This is a genomic window from Lachnospira pectinoschiza, from assembly GCF_900103815.1.
In the GTDB taxonomy this organism is placed as follows: domain Bacteria; phylum Bacillota; class Clostridia; order Lachnospirales; family Lachnospiraceae; genus Lachnospira; species Lachnospira pectinoschiza_B.
This window is the reverse complement of record NZ_FNHZ01000002.1, coordinates 40,813-62,231: the sequence shown is the minus strand read 5'-3', so window position 1 is coordinate 62,231 and position 21,419 is coordinate 40,813. Positions and strand designations below refer to the sequence as shown.

Below are 21,419 nucleotides of genomic sequence, written 5' to 3'. Positions count from 1 at the left end.
GTCACGAACAATCACATATTGTAAAAAAGTTTATATGGATATTATAGCATGGATAGACTTTATAAACAAGAAATATAATAATTGTAATTATTTAGACAAATTGGTGGAATTCGTATAATATCGACTATCCTCTCATATGTCGTCAATGATTGTTTTTATTTATTAAAATGTCAGCATAGTATATAATTATAAAAAATAAGCAGTATATTAAACTTGAGGTATTTTTATGAATGAAGAAGAATTAATTAAAAGAAAAATTATAGATACAGCCAACCAGGCTTATAAGACTAATAGCTTTGCCTTCACTAATTTCCTTAGTCTTGCAGAGCTTAGCATTTATCACAGCCTATCAAAGGAGCTAAACTTTATAGAGTCAAAATGCTTTGGAGGTTTCGAATCTAGTGAGCGAAATATAATTCGCTTTGGAAGTGAGGAAAACTTAGGCTATAGTCTAGATTTTCCAATAAAGCTAATAAAGATTTCACCCCTTACTCCAAAGTTTTCTGAAAAACTAAATCACAGGGACTATCTAGGAGCCCTTATGAATCTTGGAATCAAAAGGGAATTGCTAGGAGACATCCTTATAAAGGATTTAGATGCCTATCTATTTTGCCTAGATCATATAAGCGATTTTATTATGGATAATCTAGATAAGGTTAGACACACCAATGTTAAGCTTGAAATTGTAGAGGATGCCAATTTAGAAGGCATAGAAAGTAAAAAGGAAGAACTAGAACTTATAGCTGCCTCAGCCCGTCTAGATGCCGTCGTATCTTCCATTACAAAGCTTTCTAGAAGCAAGGTAAAGGATTTATTCCTTTCAAAGAAAATCTATGTAAATGGCCTTCTAAATGAAAATGTAAGCTATAAGCTAAAGGATAAAGACGTCCTTGTAATTAGAGGCATAGGAAAGTTTAATTTCCTTGGAAACGGTAAAGAAACCAAAAGCGGCAGAGTTTATGTGCATTTAGAAAAATATATTTAAGAGCAAAAAATAACGCAGATTTTGAAATTAATCAAAATCTGCGTTTTATTATTAGATTGATATCAATTGCTATGCAATTGAAACATTATTCAGCATCAACTGTTTCTTCGTTGTTATCTTCTGATAATGCCTTAACTGAAAGAGAAATCTTCTTGTCAGCATCATTGAAATCTACAACCTTAGCTTCTACTTCCTGACCAATTGATAATACATCTGATGGCTTGTTAACGTGTTCTCTAGAAATCTGAGAAACGTGAAGTAAAGCATCGATACCGTCTTCTAACTGAATGAAAGCACCAAAGTCTGTCATTCTAGCTACCTTACCCTTTACAACGTTGCCGATAGCATACTTAACATCAGCGCCGTTCCATGGGTTAGCATCTGGATACTTAACAGAAAGAGCAATCTTCTCACCATTGATTTCCTTGATGAATGCCTTTACTGAATCTCCAACCTTATATAACTTCTTAGGATTCTCTGTTCTACCCCAAGACATTTCTGAAATATGAAGAAGACCATCAACACCACCTAAATCGATGAATGCACCGAAGTCTGTTACGTTCTTAACTGTACCTTCGATTGTATCGCCTTCCTTAATCTTAGCAAGTAAAGCCTTTGAAGCTTCTGCCTTCTTAGCAAGGATAATCTGCTTAGCATCACCAATGATCTTACGATTCTTTGGATCATATTCTGTTACAACAAATGTAATTTCCTTACCGTTAAATACTGATAAATCCTTTACGAATGAATCAGATACAAGTGAAGCTGGAATAAATACTCTTGACTCTTCAACAATTACTTCTAAACCACCCTTGATTGACTTAGCTGTTCCTGTGATTTCTGTGTGATTGTTAAAGCTATCTTCTAATGTCTTATTGCCGTTATCAGCAACTAGCTTTCTATATGTAAGAAGGACCTGACCTTCTCCATCATTTGTCTTTAAAACCTTAACTGTTAAAGGATCGCCTACCTTAACTGCTTCTCTTAAATCCATGCCAGGTGTTGATGTGTATTCACTACGTGTAATAATACCATCTGCCTTATAGCCGATGTTAAGAATGATCTGGTCTTCCTTAACGTCAATTACAGTACCTTCAACAACCTCTCCTGTATGAATTTCTTTCCATTCTGAATTATCTAACATCTCTGCAAAACTCTGTTCTGACATTAGTATAAACCTCCTCGATGATATTCTGTGGGGTCGAAGCCCCTGCTGTAATACCTATGTAGTCTGACGAACTAAGCTTACTAAGCTCAAGATCATTTATTGTTTGGATATAGAACGTATTTGGACATTCGTTCAAACAAATCTCATACAGTTTACGTGTATTGGAACTGCTGCTGTCTCCGATGACAATCATCGAATCTACTTGGCTAGCGATTTGTCTAGCCTCGGTCTGACGTTCCTCAGTAGCATTACAAATCGTATTACGAATAGAAATATTGTAACCTTTTTTACTTAAAATTTCAACTAATTCTTGAAATTTCTTATAATTAAAAGTCGTTTGTGATACTATAACTACATTTCTACTAGGGTCTAGCTTAATATTTTCGGCTTTTTCCTTAGTATCCACAATGAAAACCTCACCTGTTGCCCAGCCTTTAATGCCTTCAACTTCCGGGTGATTCTCATTACCAATAATAACTATTTGAGATCCCTTAGCGCTTTCTTCCTTTACAATTTTATGTATCTTTAAAACAAAAGGGCAAGTTGCATCTACAATTTCCGCTTTTGTTGCTCTAAGAGCGTCTTCAGTTTCCTTAGAAATACCATGAGATCTAGTAATAATAGTGGCTGTAGTTGGATTAATTATTTCACTAGCATCCTTAATTACCTTGACCCCATTTTTTTCTATATCTTCTACTACACAAGCATTATGTATAATTGGCCCATAGGTATAAACATTTTCCATGCCAAAACGATTATACACCATATCTACAGCTCTTTTAACACCAAAACAAAAACCTGCTGATTTTGCCAATATAATTTTTGCCATAATTTATCCTTTCTTTAATCTAATCTGATTAAATTTATTTTTCTTTTCTTTGGTCAATTAAATTCTTAATATGAGCTACCACTTCTTCAATAGTCATATTAGAGCTATCTACTAAAACTGCATCCTCTGCCTGCTTTAGTGGAGAAATTTCTCTGTGAGAATCCTGATAGTCTCTTTCTTCGATGTCCTTTTTTATAACCTCAAAGTTAGCATCCTCACCCTTTGCAATTAATTCATCATATCTTCTCTTAGCTCTTGCATCGCTTGTGGCAGTTAAGAATACCTTTAAAAATGCATCAGTTAACACTACGCTACCAATATCCCTGCCATCCATAATTACCGCATTCTTTCTTGCAAGCTCTCTTTGTAAGTCCACAAGCTTAGTTCTAACAGCACTGTACTTAGAAGTCTTTGAAGCCATCTTGCCTGTAGCCTCTTCTCTAAGTAAATGTGTCACATTAGTTCCATTCAAAATAACCTGCTGTACTCCGTCTTTGTACTCGATATCGATGTTTACATTTTCACAAGCCTTACTAACTGCTGCCTCATCATCAGGATCTACCTTATTCTCGTTAAAATAAATAGCCATAGCTCTATACATAGCGCCTGTATCCACGTAAATGTATGATAGCTCCTTTGCTAAAAGCTTTGCTATTGTACTTTTTCCTGCTCCTGCAGGTCCATCTATTGCTATTGAATTAGTCATATTATCTCCCTTTTACTTATTTATTGCTCTAACATATGTGAACCACAAGCATAGGCCATTGACCAAGCCATCTGTAAATTAAAACCACCTGTTAGGGCGTCTACATCCATAACCTCACCTACAAAATAAAGGCCTGAAACCTTCTTAGACTCTAGAGTCTTTGGATTGACCTCCTTACAATTAATACCCCCTTGAGTAATAATTGCCTCATTAAAGCCTCTAAGATTTGTTAGAGTTAAGTGGAAATTCTTTAAGACCTCAACAAGTCTTAGTCTTTCCTCTCTCTTTATCTCATTGACCTTCTTGCTTGGATCAATGCCTGTCATCTCAATGATTATAGGAATAATCTTCTTTGGAAGTAGCTTATCTAGCGAATTCTTAAAGGCCTTATTCTTTAAGTCGTCAAAATCCCTTAAGATTCTCTCATCTAGCTGCTCATTAGAAAGGGCAGGCTTTAAATCAATATAAAGGTCTAGATATCTTTCCTTTAAAATCTTAGCAATCTTACTACTTGCTGAAAGAATAATCGGACCACTTACACCAAAGTGAGTAAAAAGCATTTCTCCAAAGTCGGAATAAAGCTCTTTTTTGCCGTCATATACGCTAGCTGTAACATTTTTTAAACTAAGACCCATTAATCTATTAATAAAGTCTTCCTTTACCTGAATAGGCACTAAGGCAGGATAAAGGTTAGTTACATCAATGCCAAGCTCTCTTGCCCACTTATAGCCATCGCCTGTAGAACCTGTCTGTGGATAGGAAAGACCACCTGTGGCAACTACAATTCTGTCGGCATAAATAGTCTCTTCCTTGTCATTATTAATGCGCTTAAGCTTTACAGCTGAAACCTTACTATTAAAGTTTTCCTCTTTGTCTCCTAGTCCATTAGTTAAAATTTCAAGGACTTGGCAATTTAACATAATCTTAACTGAAAGGTGCTTCAATTCATTTTCCAAAACCCTAATAACATCTGAAGAGTGGTCAGATTCTGGGAAAACTCTATTGCCTCTTTCCACCTTAATCTTTAGGCCAAGCTCATCTAAAAAGCCCATCATATCGTAATTAGAAAAGGCCGCAAGACTGCTATACATAAATTTCTCATTAGAAACTATAGCATTTCTTATATCGTCCTCATCCCCGGCATTAGTCACATTACATCTGCCCTTACCAGTAATAAAGACCTTCTTTCCTAATTTCTCATTCTTCTCGATTAAGGTTACATCTAATCCATATCTAGCGGCTGTAATGGCAGTCATCATACCTGCTGCCCCGCCACCAATTACTATTACATTACTCATATCAAAATTCCTTTTATTAAAGTTAATCAAGAATTCTAAATTATATCATGATTCTTACATCCTTTCCATTTTAAACTACAAACATGATTAAAACAATCCTTTACCAAAAGAAAAAAAAATTGAACTCAATCTATTATGGAAATTAAATTTATTTCTGTTATAATATGGAGATATCGCGATTTAAAGCGTTAAAGTAAAAAAGAATTCCGGGAGTATTTTATGGAGAGAGAAAATTTTGGGTCGCGTCTTGGCTTCATCTTAGTAAGCGCAGGATGTGCAATCGGCATTGGTAATGTCTGGAAATTTCCATACGTTGCTGGCCAAAACGGCGGAGGTATTTTTGTTTTATTTTACCTCTTATTTTTATTTATTATGGGTGCACCTATATTATCTATGGAACTAGCTATGGGTCGAGCTAGTAGAAAAGGTGCCATTAAAGCCTACAAATCATTAGAACCTAAGAAGTCAAAGTGGCATATTCATGGTTACATTTGCATACTTGGCAGTTTGCTTCTTATGATGTATTACACAACCGTATCTGGATGGATGTTAAACTATGCTTTTAAATTTGCCATAGGAAAGTTTAACAATGTATCCACTGATGGTGTGGAAAATGTATTTAATACTATGCTAAATAGCCCTGCTCAGATGCTTATCTTTATGGCTATTTCAGTAATAGTTGGTATTATAGTTTGTAGCTTTGGTTTACAAAACGGCATTGAAAAGATCACTAAGGTCATGATGCTATGCCTTATCGCTTTAATTATTATTTTAGCAATTCATAGCTTTACTCTTAGTAACGCTAAGGAAGGACTTAGTTTCTACCTTCTTCCTAATATTGAAAATGTTAAAGCTGTGGGACTTGGAAAAGTGATTACTGCTGCCATGAATCAGAGCTTTTTCACCCTTTCAATAGGCGCTGCCTCAATGGAAATTTTTGGTAGCTATATGAGTAAAGATAATGGTCTTGCTGGAGAATCCTTTAGAATTAGTGTTCTTGATACTTTTGTAGCCATTATGTCAGGTCTTATCATTTTCCCAGCATGCTTTTCATATAATGTTGAAACAACTGCAGGTCCTTCACTAATCTTTATTACACTACCTAAGGTATTTATTAATATGCCTTATGGCAGAATTTGGGGAAGCTTATTCTTTATATTTATGACCTTTGCATCCTTTTCAACTGTAATTGCTGTTTTTGAAAATCTAATTGCCTCGGGCATGGAAAACCTTAATATTTCAAGAACTAAGTCCTCAGTAATTCACTTAGTAATATTACTAGTAACTTCAATTCCATGTGCCCTTTCCTTTAGCCTTTTAAAGAATGTAACACTAATTAAAGGCATGGGAATCCTTGATAGTGAAGATTTCTTAGTAAGTAACCTTATTCTTCCAATAGGTGCCCTTATAATCCTAATCTTTTGTGTTACAAAATGGGGCTGGGGCTTTGATAACTACTTAGAAGAAGCTAATACAGGTAAAGGAGTAAAGATCCCTAAGTGGACTAAATATTATTTTAGATTTGTACTACCAATACTAATTATTATAATTATTATTCAGGGTCTAATTTAATTTAAAGACTATTATAATTTTAAAAAAGCATTTTAAAAGGAGCCTATTATTAGGCTCCTTTAATTTTGTCAGTTTATTTAGTTCTATCAATACAGTCTAGTTATCATTCTTTATAAAGCGCATCTTACTTTCTTTTAGCTTCGCTCTATTAATAGACATCACTCTTAATTTCTTATCTTCTTTATCCTTATTCATACTATTATTAATTTCATTAACAGTAGTCTTAATCTTATTACTACAATCCTCACAGTATTTACCTGTAAAGATCATACTTCCACATCGCTCGCATCTAAGAACAATGTCAGAATCTGGAGTAATTTCTAAGCGCTCTTCTCTAAGCCATTCCATTAACTGGTTATGGCTAACATCAAAAAGCTCCTTTAATTTCTTCTCTGTAGTTCCAGGATTATCCCATAAATAATCTTTTATCCTTCTTAGTAAGCTTTCTTCATCATCTCGACAATTAGGACACATATTATATTTATCTAGGTAATCCTCAAACATATTATTACATTTACTACAAACCTTAACCATAATAAACATCCTCAATAATACGTATCAATCCATTATGTTTCCTAATTAAATAATAGCATATATTCGTTTGCTAACCAATATAAATTGTAAGAATATTTAGAACTGTAAATACTTATTAAACTCTACTAATGCAGACTTTAATTCATCCACGTCCTTATCCTTATAATCAGATACATAGAAAAATTCTGTCCAGCTACCAACGTCAATCTTCCATTCGTTATCAAGCTGTCTAGCCTTCATGTGCATTGCATTAAATCTATGATTTTCCATATAATCTGACATATCTGAAATAGCATCATCTACATTGTTAACTTCAGAAATAAATACTCTCTTACCATTACCATTTGAAAATTCTACTCTCATTATATTCACCTTTTTTCTTAAATTTTTATATGTAATCGTTTTCATGACTTACATATTAGTTGATATAATACAGTAGCAATATATAAATTACAAGTGACTTTACAAAAAATTAACAAAAAGGACAAGAAATTAATTCATTTTAAAATTGCAAAAAGGAGCACTTATAAAAGTACTCCTTCTAAACTTTGCTATTTAATTAAATTTTACACTGGATATGCCTTATTCTCACTATCCACCTTCTTAGAATCCACTTTTGATTCCTGAGCTTCTCTATACTTAAAGAATTCAGTTGCTACCTGTGGGAAGAGGGCGTAACTTAATACATCTTCATCCTGTCTTGCATATTGCTTTACAATAGGGTCATTACGATACTTTTCAAGCTGTGGCTCAATTAAGTCTGCTGGTCTACAAGTAATAGGCTCCTTGTCGCCAATAGCCTTCTTTTGAACCTCTTCATTAAATGGCTTAATTGTCTTACCAAATTCGCCTGATAATACCTTTTTAGACTCCTTAGTAATCATCTTATATCTTTCACCCTGTAGGACGTTTAGTACAGCCTGTGTACCTACAATCTGTGATGAAGGTGTAACAAGAGGTGGTTCACCATAATCCTTACGAACTCTTGGGATTTCCTCTAATACTTCCTGATACTTATCTTCTGCTCCAGCGTCCTTTAGCTGTGATACAAGGTTTGATAACATACCACCAGGTACCTGATAAAGTAAAGTCTTAATATTAACGCCTAATACCTTAGTGTTCATAAGACCAGACTTAAGAGCCTCTTCTCTCATTGGCTGGAAGTAAGCTGCGATTTCAGCAAGTAGCTTTTGATCTAATCCTGTATCGTAAGGTGTTCCCTTAAAGGTTTCTACCATAACCTCTGTTGCTGGCTGGCTAGTACCCATTGAGAATGGTGACATGGCTGTATCAATAATATCAGCTCCAGCCTCAACTGACTTAAGATATGTCATTGAAGCCACACCTGAAGTATAGTGAGTATGCATTTCAATTGGTAGATTTGAACCTGCCTTTAAGGCCTTAACAAGCTTTGTAGCCTCATATGGAACAAGTAAGCCTGCCATATCCTTAATACAGATAGAATCTGCACCCATCTCTTCAATAGCCTTAGCTGTCTTTTCCCAATACTCTAGTGTATATGCATCACCAAGGGTATATGAAAGAGCAATCTGTGCGTGAGCCTTAGGATTCTCTTTTTTAACAAGCTTAACTGCATTAACTGCTGTTTGCAAATTTCTTAAATCATTAAAGCAATCAAAAATTCTAATAATATCAATACCGTTAGCAATAGATTTTTGAACAAAATATTCAACTACATCATCTGCATAGTGATTATAGCCTAAGATATTCTGTCCTCTAAAAAGCATCTGTAACTTAGTATTCTTAAAGCCATCTCTTAGCTTTCTTAGTCTCTCCCATGGGTCTTCTTTTAAGAAACGAAGTGATGCATCAAATGTAGCACCACCCCAGCATTCTACTGCATGGTATCCAACCTTATCCATTTTATCTATAATTGGTAGCATCTGCTCTGTTGTCATTCTTGTTGCAATAAGTGACTGATGAGCATCTCTTAAGACTGTCTCTGTAATCTTAAGAGGCTTTTTAATTTCTTCTGCCATTTTTTATCCCTCCAATTTTAATATACTCCAAACATTGCCATAAATGTACCTGCTGCAACTGCAGTTCCTATAACACCTGCTACGTTAGGTCCCATAGCATGCATAAGCAAGAAGTTGCTTGGATCTGCTTTTGCGCCTTCCTTTTGTGAAACTCTAGCTGCCATTGGAACTGCTGATACACCAGCTGAACCAATAAGTGGATTAACCTTGCCATGAGTAAAGAAGCACATTAACTTACCAAATAATACACCTGCTGCCGTACCAAACATAAAGGCAATAAGACCAAGGCCAACAATCTTTAAAGTATCCCAGTTAAGGAAGGCCTCTGCACTAGTTGTGGCACCAACTGATGTACCAAGAATAATTACAACAATATACATTAAAGCATTTGATGCTGTTTCTGTAAGTTGCTTAACAACACCTGATTCTCTAAATAAATTACCAAGCATTAACATACCAACAAGTGGTGCTGTTGTAGGCAAAATCATTACAACTACGATTGTTACAATAATTGGGAATAAAATCTTTTCAAGCTTAGATACAGGACGAAGCTGTTCCATCTTAATAGATCTTTCCTTCTTAGTTGTAAGAAGTCTCATAATTGGTGGCTGAATAATAGGAACAAGTGACATATATGAGTAAGCAGCAACTGCAATTGGTCCCATATATTTTGTCTGTCCTAATTTACCAGCAAGGAAAATTGATGTAGGACCATCTGCACCACCAATAATAGAAATTGCTGCTGCGGCCTTATCTGGGAATCCCATAAAGATAGCCATTATGTAAGCTGCAAAAATACCAAACTGGGCTGCAGCTCCAAGTAAAAAGCTCTTAGGATTAGCAATCAAAGGACCAAAATCTGTCATAGCACCAACTCCAAGGAAAATTAAAGAAGGTAAGATGCTCCATTCATCTAACAAATAAAAGTAATGTAATAAACCGCCTACGCCATTACTTGAATCTTCTATAGCAAGCATAATGTCTGGATAAAGATTTACAAGTAACATACCAAAAGAAATTGGTACAAGTAGGAGAGGTTCATATTCTCTTTTTATAGCTAAATACATAAAAAACAACGCAACCAAAACCATTATGTAATTGCCCCATGTAAGTCCAAAGAAGGCTGTCTGGTGTACGAGGTTTCCTAGTGTGCTTATAATATAACTCATTGAAATCCCTCCAAGAAACTATTCTTAATTTAAAGAAGCTAATAACTGACCTGATTCAACTGACTCAGATGCAGCTACATTAACTGATGCAACTACGCCATCCTGTGGTGCCTGAATCTCATTCTCCATCTTCATAGCTTCAAGTACCATAAGTACATCACCCTTCTTTACTGAATCTCCAGCCTTAACATTAAGCTTTAAAATCTTACCTGGCATTGGTGCATTTACCTTAATAGCACCTGCTGCCCCTGTACTAGCTGGCTTAGCCACTGCCTTTGGAGCTGCTGCCTTAGTTGTACTAGCCTGACTAGCTGTGCTTACTCCTGCACCGTTTTCTTCTACACTAACCTCATAAACATTACCATTAACTGTAATTGTATAATTCTTCATTAATCTAATCCTCCATATCTAGATTATTAATTTTTTTAAAATGTATCGCTATATTATCTTACTCGTCTAATAGAACGAACTACTAAGCCGTTTGAACTAGCCTCGCCCTCATAGGCGGCTATAGCTGCTGAAATAACTGCCACAAGCTCATAATCATCAACTAAGTTTTCTTCTGCCTCGGTATTAGTTACATTTTCATCTAAAGCCTTATTAGTTTCAGGAGCGACTTCTTTATTAGTCTTTCTATTCTGGAACTTATTAATGTACTTAAAGAGTGAAATAATAAAGGAAATAAATATTAATACAACAAATACTGTTCCCATACCGATTAAAGTATTCATTCCTGCCTTAGCCATCTTTTGAGCTGTTGTATATGTAGGATTAATTGCAGCACCTGTTACGTAGTAGTTTTCATCGATTGTAAACTCAAATACAACCTTGTCATTCTTCTCGTAAGCAGCCTCTACACTAATAACACATAAATCACCAGTTTCTTTACTTACCTCAATATCAATAGAAGCTAAGTCTATAGACTTTAAATCACCTAGCTCATCTCTTGTAGCATTCCAGCTATTATAGAGCTGAATTGTGGCATCATTAAAGCCATAGTAGTTAATTATATATCTTGTCTCTGTCTTGTCATAAAGTGTAATGTTATTATTAGCATCTTCAACTAAATCACTAGCACTTGTCTTATCTAGATACTCAAGGAAATCAACGACCCAAAGCTTAATAGAATTCTCGTAAGTATCAACAAATTGTTGCTTAGATTCTTGCTTTACATCAGTTGTATCTATTGTCTCATTACTATTAAAAGAACAAGCAGTTAAAGAGATACTAAAAAGCAACATACAAATTAATGATAGAACTCTTTTTAAATGTTTCTTATTCATAAAAGATTCTCCATTCTTTTAAATTGTGCCATGTTTTTTATCAGCTCTTAATTCTTGCTTACCATAAAGCATTTCAATAGCTGCACATAAATATTGTCTTGTATATTCTGGAGCAATAATAGTATCTACATAGCCTCTCTTTGCAGCTGCAAGTACTGAATTGTTTGTCTCTTCAAATTCAGATACCTTATCTGCGATTTCCTTATTAGGATCTTCTGCCTTAGAGATTTCATCTGAGTAAATAATCTTTACTGCCTGATTTGAATCCATAGTACCTACTAAAACGCCTTCGTAAGCATATACAAAGTCAGCGCCAAGAGCCTTTGAATTCATAGCAATATAAGCACTACCATAAGAATCACCAACCACTAAGTTAACCTTTGGTACATCTGCATTGGCAAATTCATAGGTAAGTCTAGCAACAGCTGCTGCCATCTCCTTTTCTGCCTCAAGACTTGCATCAAAGCCAGAAACATTAGTTAAAGTTACAATTGGAATTTCAAGGGCATTACAAAACTTAACAAAATCTGCTGCCTTCTTAGTACCATTAACTGTAAGGGCCTTGTTAAACTTAGCTGTCTCTTTTCCATTTTCATCATATAAAGAAAGTCTGTTAGCAACAGCACCTACCGTTACCCCATCAAGTCTAATAAAACCTGTAAACATCTCTGGTGCGTGGCACTTCTTTACTTCAATTAGGAAATTGTCATCTGAAGCTTCAGCCAAAACTAGGGCTGGATCATTGACATTAGATAGAGCTGATGGACAAGTTCTATTTAAGTTATCGTTAGAAGAAATATCCACTAACTGTCCCTCTTCGTAATTAGCAGGTAAAATTGAAATTAAATCTCTAATTCCATTGGCAATCTCTTCTTCATTGCCAACAAAATCTACAACTCCTGCCTCAGCCTGGAACTTAGCAGATGCACTATCTAACTTCTCTTCGTAGTTGCCTGCAATAACGTTAGGGCTATTAACAAATAACTTTCCGCCATCCTCTAGCATAAATGTGAAATCTGAAAGCTTAGCAAGAATTGCTAAACCGCCGCCGCAATTACCATATACGGCTGTAATCTGTGGAATAATACCTGAGCACTCGCTCATCTTAGTATAAATTCTACCAAGACTATAAAGAGCATCCTGTGCCTCCTGTAATCTAATTCCTGCACAATCAAGTAATCCAATAACTGGAGCACCTGTCTTTAATGCTAAATTCATAAGATTGACAATCTTTCTTGCATGCATTTCCCCGACAGTACCATTAAGTACTGATGCATCCTGGCTGTAAATGTAAACCGGATTGCCATTAATTGCTCCATAACCTGTGATAACACCGTCTGATGGAGCTTTCTTTTCCTGAATGTTAAAATCTGTAGATCTAGCAGTAACCAAACCACCAATTTCAACAAAGCTACTATCATCAAGAATTGATTGAATTCTTGATAATGCATTTGTAGTATTGCTCATTTTTCTAGCCTCCTCCAAATAATATGTTTAGTAAATGTATTACATAACTAAAATATATTTTATAATAAACTTGACCTAAAAACAAGACTTTTTGCACAAAGAAAAGCTAGATAAAATCTTAATTTTCATAAGATTTCACCTAGCCTTTGTTTTGATAATTTGTTATGTTATATTAACTATATTTTTAACCAAGTTAATTTGATTTTAAGCATAGAGTTTTTCGATGTACTTTTCAGATACCATGCTAACAAGGCTTTCATCATAGTCGCTAAACTCTGAATCTAATCTATCCTTTACATAGTCAACTCTGTTAAAGAACTTAAGCTCGTCTGGAATGTCAACATCCACTTCTCTATCAATGTCCTCTTTAAATACATTTTCTTCTAAAAATTCATTAATCTCTTTGATCTTGTCATTCTCTTCCTTAGCCTCAAGCTTTAATTTCTTTGAGTAAATAAGTGACCAAACGCCAATTCCACAAAATAGTAAGAACATGGCAATTAGAATTACATTTATTGTTATAAAGGATGAGGAATCCTTAGTTACTAGCTTAAATACTCCAAGGTCGTTAAGTAATACAACTACTAAACCTATGACGCCACAAATAAGGAATGTGAAAGCTGAGGATAAATTATCCTTATACTTTTCTTCCTTGCTATCATAAAGAGTTGGCTCTCTAAAGGCCTTCTGAGTATTAAGCTCAGACATCTCCTCTGTTACTTCCTCTTCAAGTTCAAGGGCTTCATCTCTATCAATGACATCCTCTTCTTCCTTTTCCTTAATGCCTTCAATTAACTTATCTTCAAGAACCTTTTTATAAATGTTATTAGCAAGCTCATAACTTGTTGGACTTACATAAACTTCATAAAGGGCACTAACTTCGCCAAATTCACATTTGCAATCAGAAATACCAGAATACTTAAGAAGCTCCACAAGACGATTAGCACTCTCCTCCTCATCAAGGTAGGCAAGAACTTCGTATTCCTTAGCCTTGTAGCTGCTGCCAGTAGAGAATACTAATTCCTCTGTTTCTTTGTTAGTTTCTGAATCTTCCTCTTCTGACTCTATTTCTTTGTTTTCTGTTTCTTTTAAGTCTTTTTCCTCGATGTCGTTTTTATTCAAAGATTCTTCTGATTCTTTACTGTCCATCTTATTTCTTTTTAACTTTAAATCAAACATCTTTAATTTACCTTCCATATAGTTTTTGCTTATATGCGGGCATTGAAAAACTACATTACTGTTTCCCCATGAACGCAGTGTCTATTATAGACCTTATTTGTGAAAAAACTACGAAATTATTAAAAATTATATAGTTGATAATTTTTTAACAAATGTTTCTTAAAAAAAAATCATTGTGAATTTTTCAAGAACTTTTTAAAAAAATACTTGCTATTTTTTTTTTTTTCAATTAATATATAAGGCGTTTATATTTAATGGGATAAAGGAGAATATATGTTTAAACATGTAACACCTAAACAAGCAAAGACTAATTTGTCTCTTGCATTATCGATTATTTTTGTATCAACAAATTTTTTAGCTTGTAGTGGTGATAAAGATAATTCATCTATTAATCACTCTACACAATCAGTTTATAACGATGCTACATATTTCAGAGCAAATGTAGTTTCTCTTAAAGCAGCAAAAGAAGATTCAGAAGCAGAGGAAGAAGAATCTAATGAAGAAGCAACAAGTTCAAAATCTACTGAAGAAATATCAACAGAACTTGCCGCTACTATTGCAAATAATGAAGTTGCTAGTTCATCATCTAGTTCGTCATCTAGTTCGTCATCTACAAATTCGCTAGCTTATAGAGCTAGTATTTCAAGTTTTACTTTTGATGAAGATGCTTATAATAGCCTAGATAAGACATCTAGTGCTTATATTGAAAACTTTAGTGTTATTAATCAGAATCCAAGCCTTCCTACAGGCTGTGAAGTTACTAGTTTAACTATGGTTTTAAATTACTATGGCTATGATATTACAAATACAGAACTTGCTAGTAATTACCTTAATACAGGTTCTCTTGGATCTAATCCATATGTAAATTTCGTTGGCAGTCCATTTTCATCTCACGCTTATGGATGTTATTCCCCAGTAATCGTTGACTGTGCTACAAGTTTTGGTGCAAATGCAGTAAACATCTCATACTGTTCTTATAGCGAATTACTTAACTACGTTTCAGAAGGCTACCCTGTAATCGTTTGGGGCACTATGGACATGGCAGCTACTAAATATGGCTCTTCCACATGGACAGATTCTGAAGGAAATACTGTTATATGGCGTGGAAACGAGCACTGCCTTGTATTAGTTGGATATGACGTTAGCGCAGATATTGCTTATCTTGCTGACCCACTTACAGGGGAGATTGAAAGTTATAATTTGAAAACATTTTTACAAAGATGGGTTGAACAAGATAGCCAGGCTGTGTTAGTTTATTAGTTAGAAAATATTTAGCAAAAGAGGACACTTTAATGCAAACTGACTACATAGACAAGCTTTTAATAGTAACTGGCGGAAGTCTAGATATTGACTGGGCTAAATCCTTTTTAAAGGATAATAATTACGACTATATTATTGCCGCTGACAGCGGTCTTTCACACATAAAGAATTTAGGTCTTGTGCCAAACTTTATTCTTGGAGACTATGACTCTGTAGACCCTGAGGTTTTAGAGTATTTTAAGGGTTTTGATATTAAGACTTATCCAAGAGAAAAGGACTACACTGACACTCACCTAGCTTTAATTACAGCAATTAAGCTATCTCCAAGACATATTACAATTCTTGGAGCCACAGGCAGCAGACTTGATCACAGCCTTACATCCATTGGAAATCTTAAGGCTTTGCTAGATTTAGATATAAGCGCTGAGATTGTGGACCCCCACAATAAGATTTATTTAGTGGCTGAGGGCGAAAAACACATCATTAGAAAATCAGAACAATACGGCGATTACGTCTCACTCCAGCCTTTAGGCGATAAGATGTTAATTAGCTTAGAAGGTTTTTACTATCCTCTTGAAAAGTGTGAGGTAAAGACAGGTCTTAGCCTTACTCAAAGTAATGAGATAAGCGCAGATGAAGGTGTGATTACAGTTTTTGAAGGCATTGCCATTGTTGTGGAGGCTAGGGATTAACAAGGATTGTAATGAGACCGTAAATTAAAGGAAATAGATAATTGAAATTAAGGAAGCTTAGAGCTTTGAAACCTTGAGGGTTTTAAAAGTTCTAAGCTTTTTAATTAGTGGGGAGTGGCCAACTTATCAATATTAACTAAAAATAGCCACACACTAAATCTTTCAATTCTAATTTCTTAAAGCTCATTGTGCCCGTAAATTGCAATATTGCGAGATTAAAGCACAAGTTTTTTATTTACTCTCCTAGCATTATTTGAATCCTGTGCCTTAATTGCAGCTTGCTAGAAAAAAAGTCACAGGAAATTTTATAGCTGCCGGAAGTTTTTTTGATTTCTGTGCTTAAATAAGAAATTTTACTAATTTACAGGCACAATTCACTTCCTATAAGTCTCCTTGATTTCTTCCTATGAGCTCTATTCTGTGCTTTTTCTCATGGTAATTAGGGTTTCTAGGCACAGGAAGCCCGAAAAGTTTTTTCCAACTCAGCGGCCGCACTCACTTGCTTTTAACTCCCCCACTTGTAAAGCGGACATTCGGAATCCGCTTCGCTACTTCCTCATGAACGCAGTGGCACTTTGTGCCACTTGTCAGAAGGGGTTTTAACCCCTTCTGACACTAGTAAGCTTTATACCCCCGCTTAAAGCTTACGCTTTTGAAGCGGGGGATTGCTTACACTGCGTTCAAACAAAAAAGAGGTGCGGCTTTCGCCACACCTCTCATATATGAATTGCGCCTACAATTATAATCTAGTTGTTTGATAAGAATTCGTGGATACCCTTTGCGCCTGCCTTACCAGCACCCATTGCAAGGATTACTGTAGCTGCACCTGTTACGGCATCACCACCAGCATATACTGCTGTCTTTGAAGTCTTACCTGTTTCTTCTTCGGCTACGATACATTTTCTCTTATTAATCTCAAGGCCCTTAGTTGTTGATGAAATAAGTGGGTTTGGAGATGTACCAAGAGACATGATAACTGCATCTACATCCATCTCATATTCTGAGCCTGGGATTTCGATTGGTCTTCTTCTGCCTGATTCATCTGGCTCGCCAAGTTCCATCTTAATAACCTTGATACCTGTTACATTACCCTTGTCATCTGTAAGGATCTCTGTTGGGTTCTGTAATAAGTCAAAGATGATTCCCTCTTCCTTAGCATGATGTACTTCTTCAGCTCTTGCTGGAAGTTCTTCAAGGGAACGTCTATAAATTACATGTACTTCAGCGCCAAGTCTAAGAGCTGTTCTTGCAGCATCCATAGCAACGTTACCGCCACCAACTACTGCAACCTTCTTAAATCTAGCAATTGGAGTATCATATTCATCATCGAAAGCCTTCATTAAGTTACTTCTTGTAAGGTATTCGTTAGCTGAAAATACTTCGTTAGCATTTTCACCAGGGATACCCATAAATCTTGGAAGACCAGCACCGGAACCGATGTAAACTGCATCGAAACCTTCATCATTTAATAACTGATCAATTGTCATTGAACGACCAATAACTACGTTAGTTTCAATCTTTACGCCAAGCTTCTTAACATTCTCAACTTCTGCTGCCACAACAGTCTGCTTTGGTAAACGGAATTCTGGAATACCGTAAACTAAAACGCCGCCGGCTTCATGAAGAGCTTCAAAAATTGTTACATCATAACCAAGCTTTGCAAGGTCACCTGCACATGTAAGGCCTGAAGGACCTGAACCAATAACAGCTACCTTCTTGCCATTCTTCTTATCTGCACCCTTAGGTGTAATGCCATTTTCTCTAGCCCAGTCAGCTACGAATCTCTCTAACTTACCGATTGAAACTGACTCGCCCTTAATACCTCTTACACAAACGCCTTCGCACTGTGATTCCTGTGGGCAAACTCTACCACAAACAGCTGGAAGTGCTGAAGATTCGCTAATTACGTTATAAGCTTCTGCAATATTGCCTTCCTTAACTTCTGCAATAAACTTAGGAATGTTAATTGATACAGGACAGCCCTGGATACATCTAGCATTCTTACAGTTTAAACATCTGCTTGCTTCAGCCTTAGCTTCTTCTAAATTATAGCCAAGACATACTTCATCAAAATTCTTATTTCTAACGTTAGGATCTTGCTCTCTAACTGGAACTTTCTTCATTACGTCCATATTTAACCTCCAATAATAGTGTTTCTATATCAATCTGACAAATTAGTCGTTACTGCAATGTCCGCAACCACCGTGGTGAGTATCACCTTCAATAAGCTTAAGCATTGCTCTACCTTCTTCTGTCTTATATGTCTGCTGTCTCTTCATTGCCTGATCAAAATCTACTAAATGACCATCAAATTCTGGTCCATCAACACAAGCAAATTTAATCTCATCTCCAACCTGAAGACGACATGCGCCACACATACCTGTTCCATCTACCATAATTGGGTTCATAGAAACTATTGTAGGAATTCCTAATTCCTTTGTAAGGAGACATACGAATTTCATCATGATAAGTGGTCCAATAGCAATACATCTATCATACTTCTTACCCTGATTGTTAACTAAATCCTTTAATACGTCAGTACCCATGCCCTTTCTGACATAGCTACCGTCATCTGTTGTGATGTATAAATTGTCCCCTGCAATTGCTCTTAACTCGTCCTCTAAGATGATTAAATCCTTATTCTTAGCACCAACGATAACATCACACTCAATACCATGAGCATATAACCACTTAACCTGTGGGAATACAGGCGCAGTACCAACACCACCTGCTACAAATACGATCTTCTTTTTCTTTAATTCTTCTAAATCTTCCTCAACCATTTCAGATGGGCGGCCAAGTGGACCTACAAAATCCTGGAAAGAATCTCCTGCCTTTAATTTAGCCATCTTCTCTGTAGATGCACCAACTGTCTGGAATACGATTGTAATTGTACCCTTTTCTCTATCGTAATCACAAATTGTAAGAGGTATTCTTTCTCCCTTCTCATCCATCTTTACAATTACGAACTGGCCAGGTTCACAATGGGATGCCACTCTTGGAGCTTCTACATCCATTAGATAAATCTTATCCGCTATATTTTCGGCCTTAAGAATCTTGTACATAATTTGTACCCCTTTCCTAAATTTTCTCATAATAAGCTCAATGGAAAGTTGATAAAACTTCTCATTTACTACCATTTATAATTTTAACTAATTGTTAAGTTTGTGTCAAATGAAATCAACTATTTTTTTGTTCCATTTCAATAAAAAACCTTTGTCTAGTTAGCAAACTTTTAAACAAAAAGACCATAAGAATTACAAAATGGTCAAACATTGATTAAATGTATGATTTAGTAAAACTCATGGTCTAATTTAAGCTTTATTTAGTTTTACATTTTCAAAGGGAAAATGTCTCATTCTTTCAAAAGAAAATGTCTCATTCTTTCAAAAATCTTTCATGTCCTTTTTAGTAAAGCGGACATTCGGAATCCGCTTCGCTACTTCCTCATGAACGCAGTGGCACTTTGTGCCACTTGTCAGAAGGGGCTTTAACCCCTTCTGACACTAGTAAGCTTTATACCCCCGCTTAAAGCTTACGCTTTTAAAGCGGGGGATTGCTTACACTGCGTTCAAAACTCTTCTTACAAAACTAAAGTACGCTAGAACTATAGCTACCTTCAGAGCCTGAAATAATGTAGACAGTACCGTAATTAATAGAAACTCCGTAAGTGCCAATCACCTGTGAAGTCTGCTTGTCTATTAACTTGAAAATGTACATAGATATGCTATCTACCTGTGTATTCGAAACATAGCTAAAGTCGGCAGCATTGCCATTGGCTAGCTTAGTTGAGGATGTAAGTACGCCCTTATTTACTAGCTTGTCCTGTAAAAATGAAAGGCACTCTGCTCTAGTATATGAAGCACTGGCACTTATCACGTAATTTCTCTTTGTCACTGAGCTTGTCTGCTCATGTTCGCTAACAATAATTGCTGAAACCACAATATTTCCAACTGGAAGCTCTACCTCATCAGTGTAGACAGTGCTTGAAGTTGTTGGTGTTGAGCCATCAAGTGTGTAGTAAGCTGTAGCGCCCTCTGGAATATTAGTTATAGAGAAAACCTGTCCCTGTGCATATGTGCCGGAACTTGGCGAAATATCTGGTGCATCTGGTTTTCCATATACTAAAATGTATTCAGCGCTGAAGGTATCACTTACAACTCCAATATTATCAACGGCAATTGCCTTAATTGTTGTAGTTCCTGTACTTATCTTAATAGCTGTTCCGTCATATTGTGTGCTCTTTGTTGTTGGCTCACTGCCATCAACTGTGTAATAGATTGTAGTATCTGAATCTGAAGATTCAAGAGTTAGCTCAATGTCTTCATCATACTCACCAGCTTCTTTATTTGCTGTAGGTGCATTTACAATATAACTTTCTATATACTTCTTCATAGAAGTATCTTTATATGTATTAATAAGTTCTGTAAGAGATTCTCCATCCTCTAGCTTTGCATAAAGCTTTGCAAGAGCTGTAATCGCCTTATCATATTCATCATCATAAGATAAAATGTCTTTTAAAGTTTCAATGGCACTATCATAATCTTCAAGCTTATAATAGCACTCGTAAAGAGCCATCTTAAGTTCAAGATTTGTCTTACCCTTTGATGTAAGGCTTGCTGTCTTTAAATAACTTGTTGCCTTAGAGTAATCGCCATCATTATAGTATTCCATACCTTTATCATAATTATAGCTATAGCTTTTCTTAGTAGAATTGTTATTAATAATTGCCACGCTAATAATTACTGCTAGTAAAATAACTACTGTTGCTGCAATCGCAATAATTGTATACTTAGTTTTCTTATCTAGCTTTTTCTTCTTATCCTCTGGCACAACTACTGTATCATCAGGATTAATTATCTTAGTATCATCCACATCATCAACTAGCTTAATATCTGGCTGATACTTTAAGCTCTCCGTTTTACCTAAATCCATGTAAGCCCTAGCAACAGAAGTTTCCTCTGCTACCATCTTCTTAATAGAATCTTCTATCTCTTCATCAATTGATCTTTGATTGTTACTATCAAGGGCCTTTATATTATCAGCAATGTTCTTGCTATTCTCACTCAAAATCTTACTAATCTCGTCACCATTAATCTGCTTAGTGGCTTCTAAATCATTAATTTCTTCCCTTACCCTCTTGTTGTTAATGACCTGTGTCTTAGCATTTAAGTCATTATCAAAATTCTTATTATTATTGTCTGACATAATAATTCCTCCAATGAATTTAACTTTTTAAGTTTAGCATAAATGGGGGATTTTCGCAAGACAGAAGTG

The 21,419-nt window shown here is 35.5% G+C and carries 19 protein-coding genes; 4 read left to right on the top strand and 15 right to left on the bottom strand.

The genetic code is table 11. The features are described from left to right. The first annotated feature begins 226 nt into the window (after positions 1 to 226). Entirely contained in the window at positions 227 to 985 is a 759-nt protein-coding gene (locus BLQ66_RS04315) for a YlmH/Sll1252 family protein (RefSeq protein WP_074521116.1), read from the top strand. Between the two features lie 85 nt (positions 986 to 1,070). Here BLQ66_RS04315 and rpsA read toward each other — a convergent pair whose 3' ends face one another. From rpsA to BLQ66_RS04295, 4 genes are read right to left on the bottom strand one after another with little or no spacing between them, the layout of a single operon-like run. Beyond that, positions 1,071 to 2,153, bottom strand: coding sequence for a 30S ribosomal protein S1 (rpsA, locus tag BLQ66_RS04310; protein WP_074521115.1), 1,083 nt, complete (start codon positions 2,151 to 2,153; stop codon positions 1,071 to 1,073). After that, the gene (gene ispH / locus BLQ66_RS04305) at positions 2,119 to 2,982 is read right to left on the bottom strand and encodes a 4-hydroxy-3-methylbut-2-enyl diphosphate reductase (protein ID WP_074521114.1); all 864 of its coding nucleotides are present in this window, start codon (positions 2,980 to 2,982) and stop codon (positions 2,119 to 2,121) included. Before ispH ends, rpsA begins: the two co-directional genes overlap by 35 nt. Before the next feature lie 34 nt (positions 2,983 to 3,016). Then, a complete protein-coding gene (gene cmk / locus BLQ66_RS04300; RefSeq protein ID WP_074521113.1) occupies positions 3,017 to 3,688 on the bottom strand; it encodes a (d)CMP kinase in 672 nt (223 codons plus the stop codon). A gap of 20 nt (positions 3,689 to 3,708) precedes the next feature. Next, positions 3,709 to 4,986, bottom strand: coding sequence for a BaiN/RdsA family NAD(P)/FAD-dependent oxidoreductase (locus tag BLQ66_RS04295; protein ID WP_074521112.1), 1,278 nt, complete (start codon positions 4,984 to 4,986; stop codon positions 3,709 to 3,711). A 219-nt stretch (positions 4,987 to 5,205) separates the two neighbouring features. Here BLQ66_RS04295 and BLQ66_RS04290 point away from each other — a divergent pair, with 219 nt between their 5' ends. Then, entirely contained in the window at positions 5,206 to 6,558 is a 1,353-nt protein-coding gene (locus tag BLQ66_RS04290) for a sodium-dependent transporter (RefSeq protein ID WP_074521111.1), read from the top strand. 96 nt (positions 6,559 to 6,654) lie between these two features. Here the strand turns inward: BLQ66_RS04290 and BLQ66_RS04285 are convergent, their stop codons facing one another. The 8 genes from BLQ66_RS04285 to BLQ66_RS04250 form a co-directional block, all read right to left on the bottom strand. Beyond that, a complete protein-coding gene (locus BLQ66_RS04285) occupies positions 6,655 to 7,092 on the bottom strand; it encodes a hypothetical protein (RefSeq protein WP_074521110.1) in 438 nt (145 codons plus the stop codon). 96 nt (positions 7,093 to 7,188) lie between these two features. Continuing rightward, a complete protein-coding gene (locus BLQ66_RS04280; protein WP_074521109.1) occupies positions 7,189 to 7,455 on the bottom strand; it encodes a hypothetical protein in 267 nt (88 codons plus the stop codon). Between the two features lie 203 nt (positions 7,456 to 7,658). Beyond that, positions 7,659 to 9,092, bottom strand: coding sequence for an oxaloacetate decarboxylase subunit alpha (locus BLQ66_RS04275; RefSeq protein ID WP_074521108.1), 1,434 nt, complete (start codon positions 9,090 to 9,092; stop codon positions 7,659 to 7,661). Positions 9,093 to 9,109: 17 nt separating this feature from the next. Further along, the gene (locus BLQ66_RS04270) at positions 9,110 to 10,261 is read right to left on the bottom strand and encodes a sodium ion-translocating decarboxylase subunit beta (protein WP_074521107.1); all 1,152 of its coding nucleotides are present in this window, start codon (positions 10,259 to 10,261) and stop codon (positions 9,110 to 9,112) included. A 24-nt stretch (positions 10,262 to 10,285) separates the two neighbouring features. Next, positions 10,286 to 10,651: a biotin/lipoyl-containing protein gene (locus BLQ66_RS04265; RefSeq protein ID WP_074521106.1), complete on the bottom strand. Its 366-nt coding sequence runs from the start codon at positions 10,649 to 10,651 to the stop codon at positions 10,286 to 10,288. Between the two features lie 53 nt (positions 10,652 to 10,704). Beyond that, on the bottom strand, positions 10,705 to 11,544 hold the full coding sequence (locus BLQ66_RS04260) for an OadG family protein (RefSeq protein ID WP_074521105.1): 840 nt from the start codon (positions 11,542 to 11,544) through the stop codon (positions 10,705 to 10,707). Positions 11,545 to 11,562: 18 nt separating this feature from the next. Next, complete coding sequence (locus BLQ66_RS04255) at positions 11,563 to 13,011, bottom strand: acyl-CoA carboxylase subunit beta (RefSeq protein ID WP_074521104.1); 1,449 nt, start codon at positions 13,009 to 13,011, stop codon at positions 11,563 to 11,565. Between the two features lie 204 nt (positions 13,012 to 13,215). Then, positions 13,216 to 14,208 (bottom strand): hypothetical protein, encoded by a 993-nt coding sequence (locus BLQ66_RS04250; RefSeq protein ID WP_180364693.1) that lies wholly within the window; start codon positions 14,206 to 14,208, stop codon positions 13,216 to 13,218. Between the two features lie 255 nt (positions 14,209 to 14,463). Between BLQ66_RS04250 and BLQ66_RS04245 the strand changes: the two genes are divergently transcribed. Next, the gene (locus BLQ66_RS04245) at positions 14,464 to 15,450 is read left to right on the top strand and encodes a C39 family peptidase (protein WP_074521102.1); all 987 of its coding nucleotides are present in this window, start codon (positions 14,464 to 14,466) and stop codon (positions 15,448 to 15,450) included. A 32-nt stretch (positions 15,451 to 15,482) separates the two neighbouring features. Then, the gene (locus BLQ66_RS04240) at positions 15,483 to 16,142 is read left to right on the top strand and encodes a thiamine diphosphokinase (protein ID WP_083330268.1); all 660 of its coding nucleotides are present in this window, start codon (positions 15,483 to 15,485) and stop codon (positions 16,140 to 16,142) included. Positions 16,143 to 16,888: 746 nt separating this feature from the next. Here BLQ66_RS04240 and gltA read toward each other — a convergent pair. The 3 genes from gltA to BLQ66_RS04225 all read right to left on the bottom strand — a co-directional run bounded on the left by gltA (position 16,889) and on the right by BLQ66_RS04225 (position 21,350). Further along, on the bottom strand, positions 16,889 to 18,274 hold the full coding sequence (gltA, locus tag BLQ66_RS04235) for an NADPH-dependent glutamate synthase (RefSeq protein ID WP_027431803.1): 1,386 nt from the start codon (positions 18,272 to 18,274) through the stop codon (positions 16,889 to 16,891). Between the two features lie 42 nt (positions 18,275 to 18,316). Then, positions 18,317 to 19,207, bottom strand: a complete 891-nt coding sequence (locus BLQ66_RS04230) for a sulfide/dihydroorotate dehydrogenase-like FAD/NAD-binding protein (protein ID WP_074521101.1) — start codon at positions 19,205 to 19,207, stop codon at positions 18,317 to 18,319. Positions 19,208 to 19,733: 526 nt separating this feature from the next. Beyond that, positions 19,734 to 21,350: a chitobiase/beta-hexosaminidase C-terminal domain-containing protein gene (locus tag BLQ66_RS04225; RefSeq protein ID WP_074521100.1), complete on the bottom strand. Its 1,617-nt coding sequence runs from the start codon at positions 21,348 to 21,350 to the stop codon at positions 19,734 to 19,736. Positions 21,351 to 21,419: the final 69 nt, after the last annotated feature.

What these genes read in the sequence shown, in the direction of transcription:
- BLQ66_RS04255 (WP_074521104.1), bottom strand. Translation starts at nt 13,011, where the DNA reads ATGAGCAATACTACAAATGCATTATCAAGAATTCAATCAATTCTTGAT.
- BLQ66_RS04265 (WP_074521106.1), bottom strand. Translation starts at nt 10,651, where the DNA reads ATGAAGAATTATACAATTACAGTTAATGGTAATGTTTATGAGGTTAGT.
- BLQ66_RS04250 (WP_180364693.1), bottom strand. Translation starts at nt 14,208, where the DNA reads ATGGAAGGTAAATTAAAGATGTTTGATTTAAAGTTAAAAAGAAATAAG.
- BLQ66_RS04295 (WP_074521112.1), bottom strand. Translation starts at nt 4,986, where the DNA reads ATGAGTAATGTAATAGTAATTGGTGGCGGGGCAGCAGGTATGATGACT.
- cmk (WP_074521113.1), bottom strand. Translation starts at nt 3,688, where the DNA reads ATGACTAATTCAATAGCAATAGATGGACCTGCAGGAGCAGGAAAAAGT.
- BLQ66_RS04285 (WP_074521110.1), bottom strand. Translation starts at nt 7,092, where the DNA reads ATGGTTAAGGTTTGTAGTAAATGTAATAATATGTTTGAGGATTACCTA.
- BLQ66_RS04280 (WP_074521109.1), bottom strand. Translation starts at nt 7,455, where the DNA reads ATGAGAGTAGAATTTTCAAATGGTAATGGTAAGAGAGTATTTATTTCT.
- ispH (WP_074521114.1), bottom strand. Translation starts at nt 2,982, where the DNA reads ATGGCAAAAATTATATTGGCAAAATCAGCAGGTTTTTGTTTTGGTGTT.
- rpsA (WP_074521115.1), bottom strand. Translation starts at nt 2,153, where the DNA reads ATGTCAGAACAGAGTTTTGCAGAGATGTTAGATAATTCAGAATGGAAA.
- BLQ66_RS04225 (WP_074521100.1), bottom strand. Translation starts at nt 21,350, where the DNA reads ATGTCAGACAATAATAATAAGAATTTTGATAATGACTTAAATGCTAAG.
- BLQ66_RS04240 (WP_083330268.1), top strand. Translation starts at nt 15,483, where the DNA reads ATGCAAACTGACTACATAGACAAGCTTTTAATAGTAACTGGCGGAAGT.
- BLQ66_RS04290 (WP_074521111.1), top strand. Translation starts at nt 5,206, where the DNA reads ATGGAGAGAGAAAATTTTGGGTCGCGTCTTGGCTTCATCTTAGTAAGC.
- BLQ66_RS04275 (WP_074521108.1), bottom strand. Translation starts at nt 9,092, where the DNA reads ATGGCAGAAGAAATTAAAAAGCCTCTTAAGATTACAGAGACAGTCTTA.
- BLQ66_RS04260 (WP_074521105.1), bottom strand. Translation starts at nt 11,544, where the DNA reads ATGAATAAGAAACATTTAAAAAGAGTTCTATCATTAATTTGTATGTTG.
- BLQ66_RS04315 (WP_074521116.1), top strand. Translation starts at nt 227, where the DNA reads ATGAATGAAGAAGAATTAATTAAAAGAAAAATTATAGATACAGCCAAC.
- gltA (WP_027431803.1), bottom strand. Translation starts at nt 18,274, where the DNA reads ATGGACGTAATGAAGAAAGTTCCAGTTAGAGAGCAAGATCCTAACGTT.
- BLQ66_RS04230 (WP_074521101.1), bottom strand. Translation starts at nt 19,207, where the DNA reads ATGTACAAGATTCTTAAGGCCGAAAATATAGCGGATAAGATTTATCTA.
- BLQ66_RS04245 (WP_074521102.1), top strand. Translation starts at nt 14,464, where the DNA reads ATGTTTAAACATGTAACACCTAAACAAGCAAAGACTAATTTGTCTCTT.
- BLQ66_RS04270 (WP_074521107.1), bottom strand. Translation starts at nt 10,261, where the DNA reads ATGAGTTATATTATAAGCACACTAGGAAACCTCGTACACCAGACAGCC.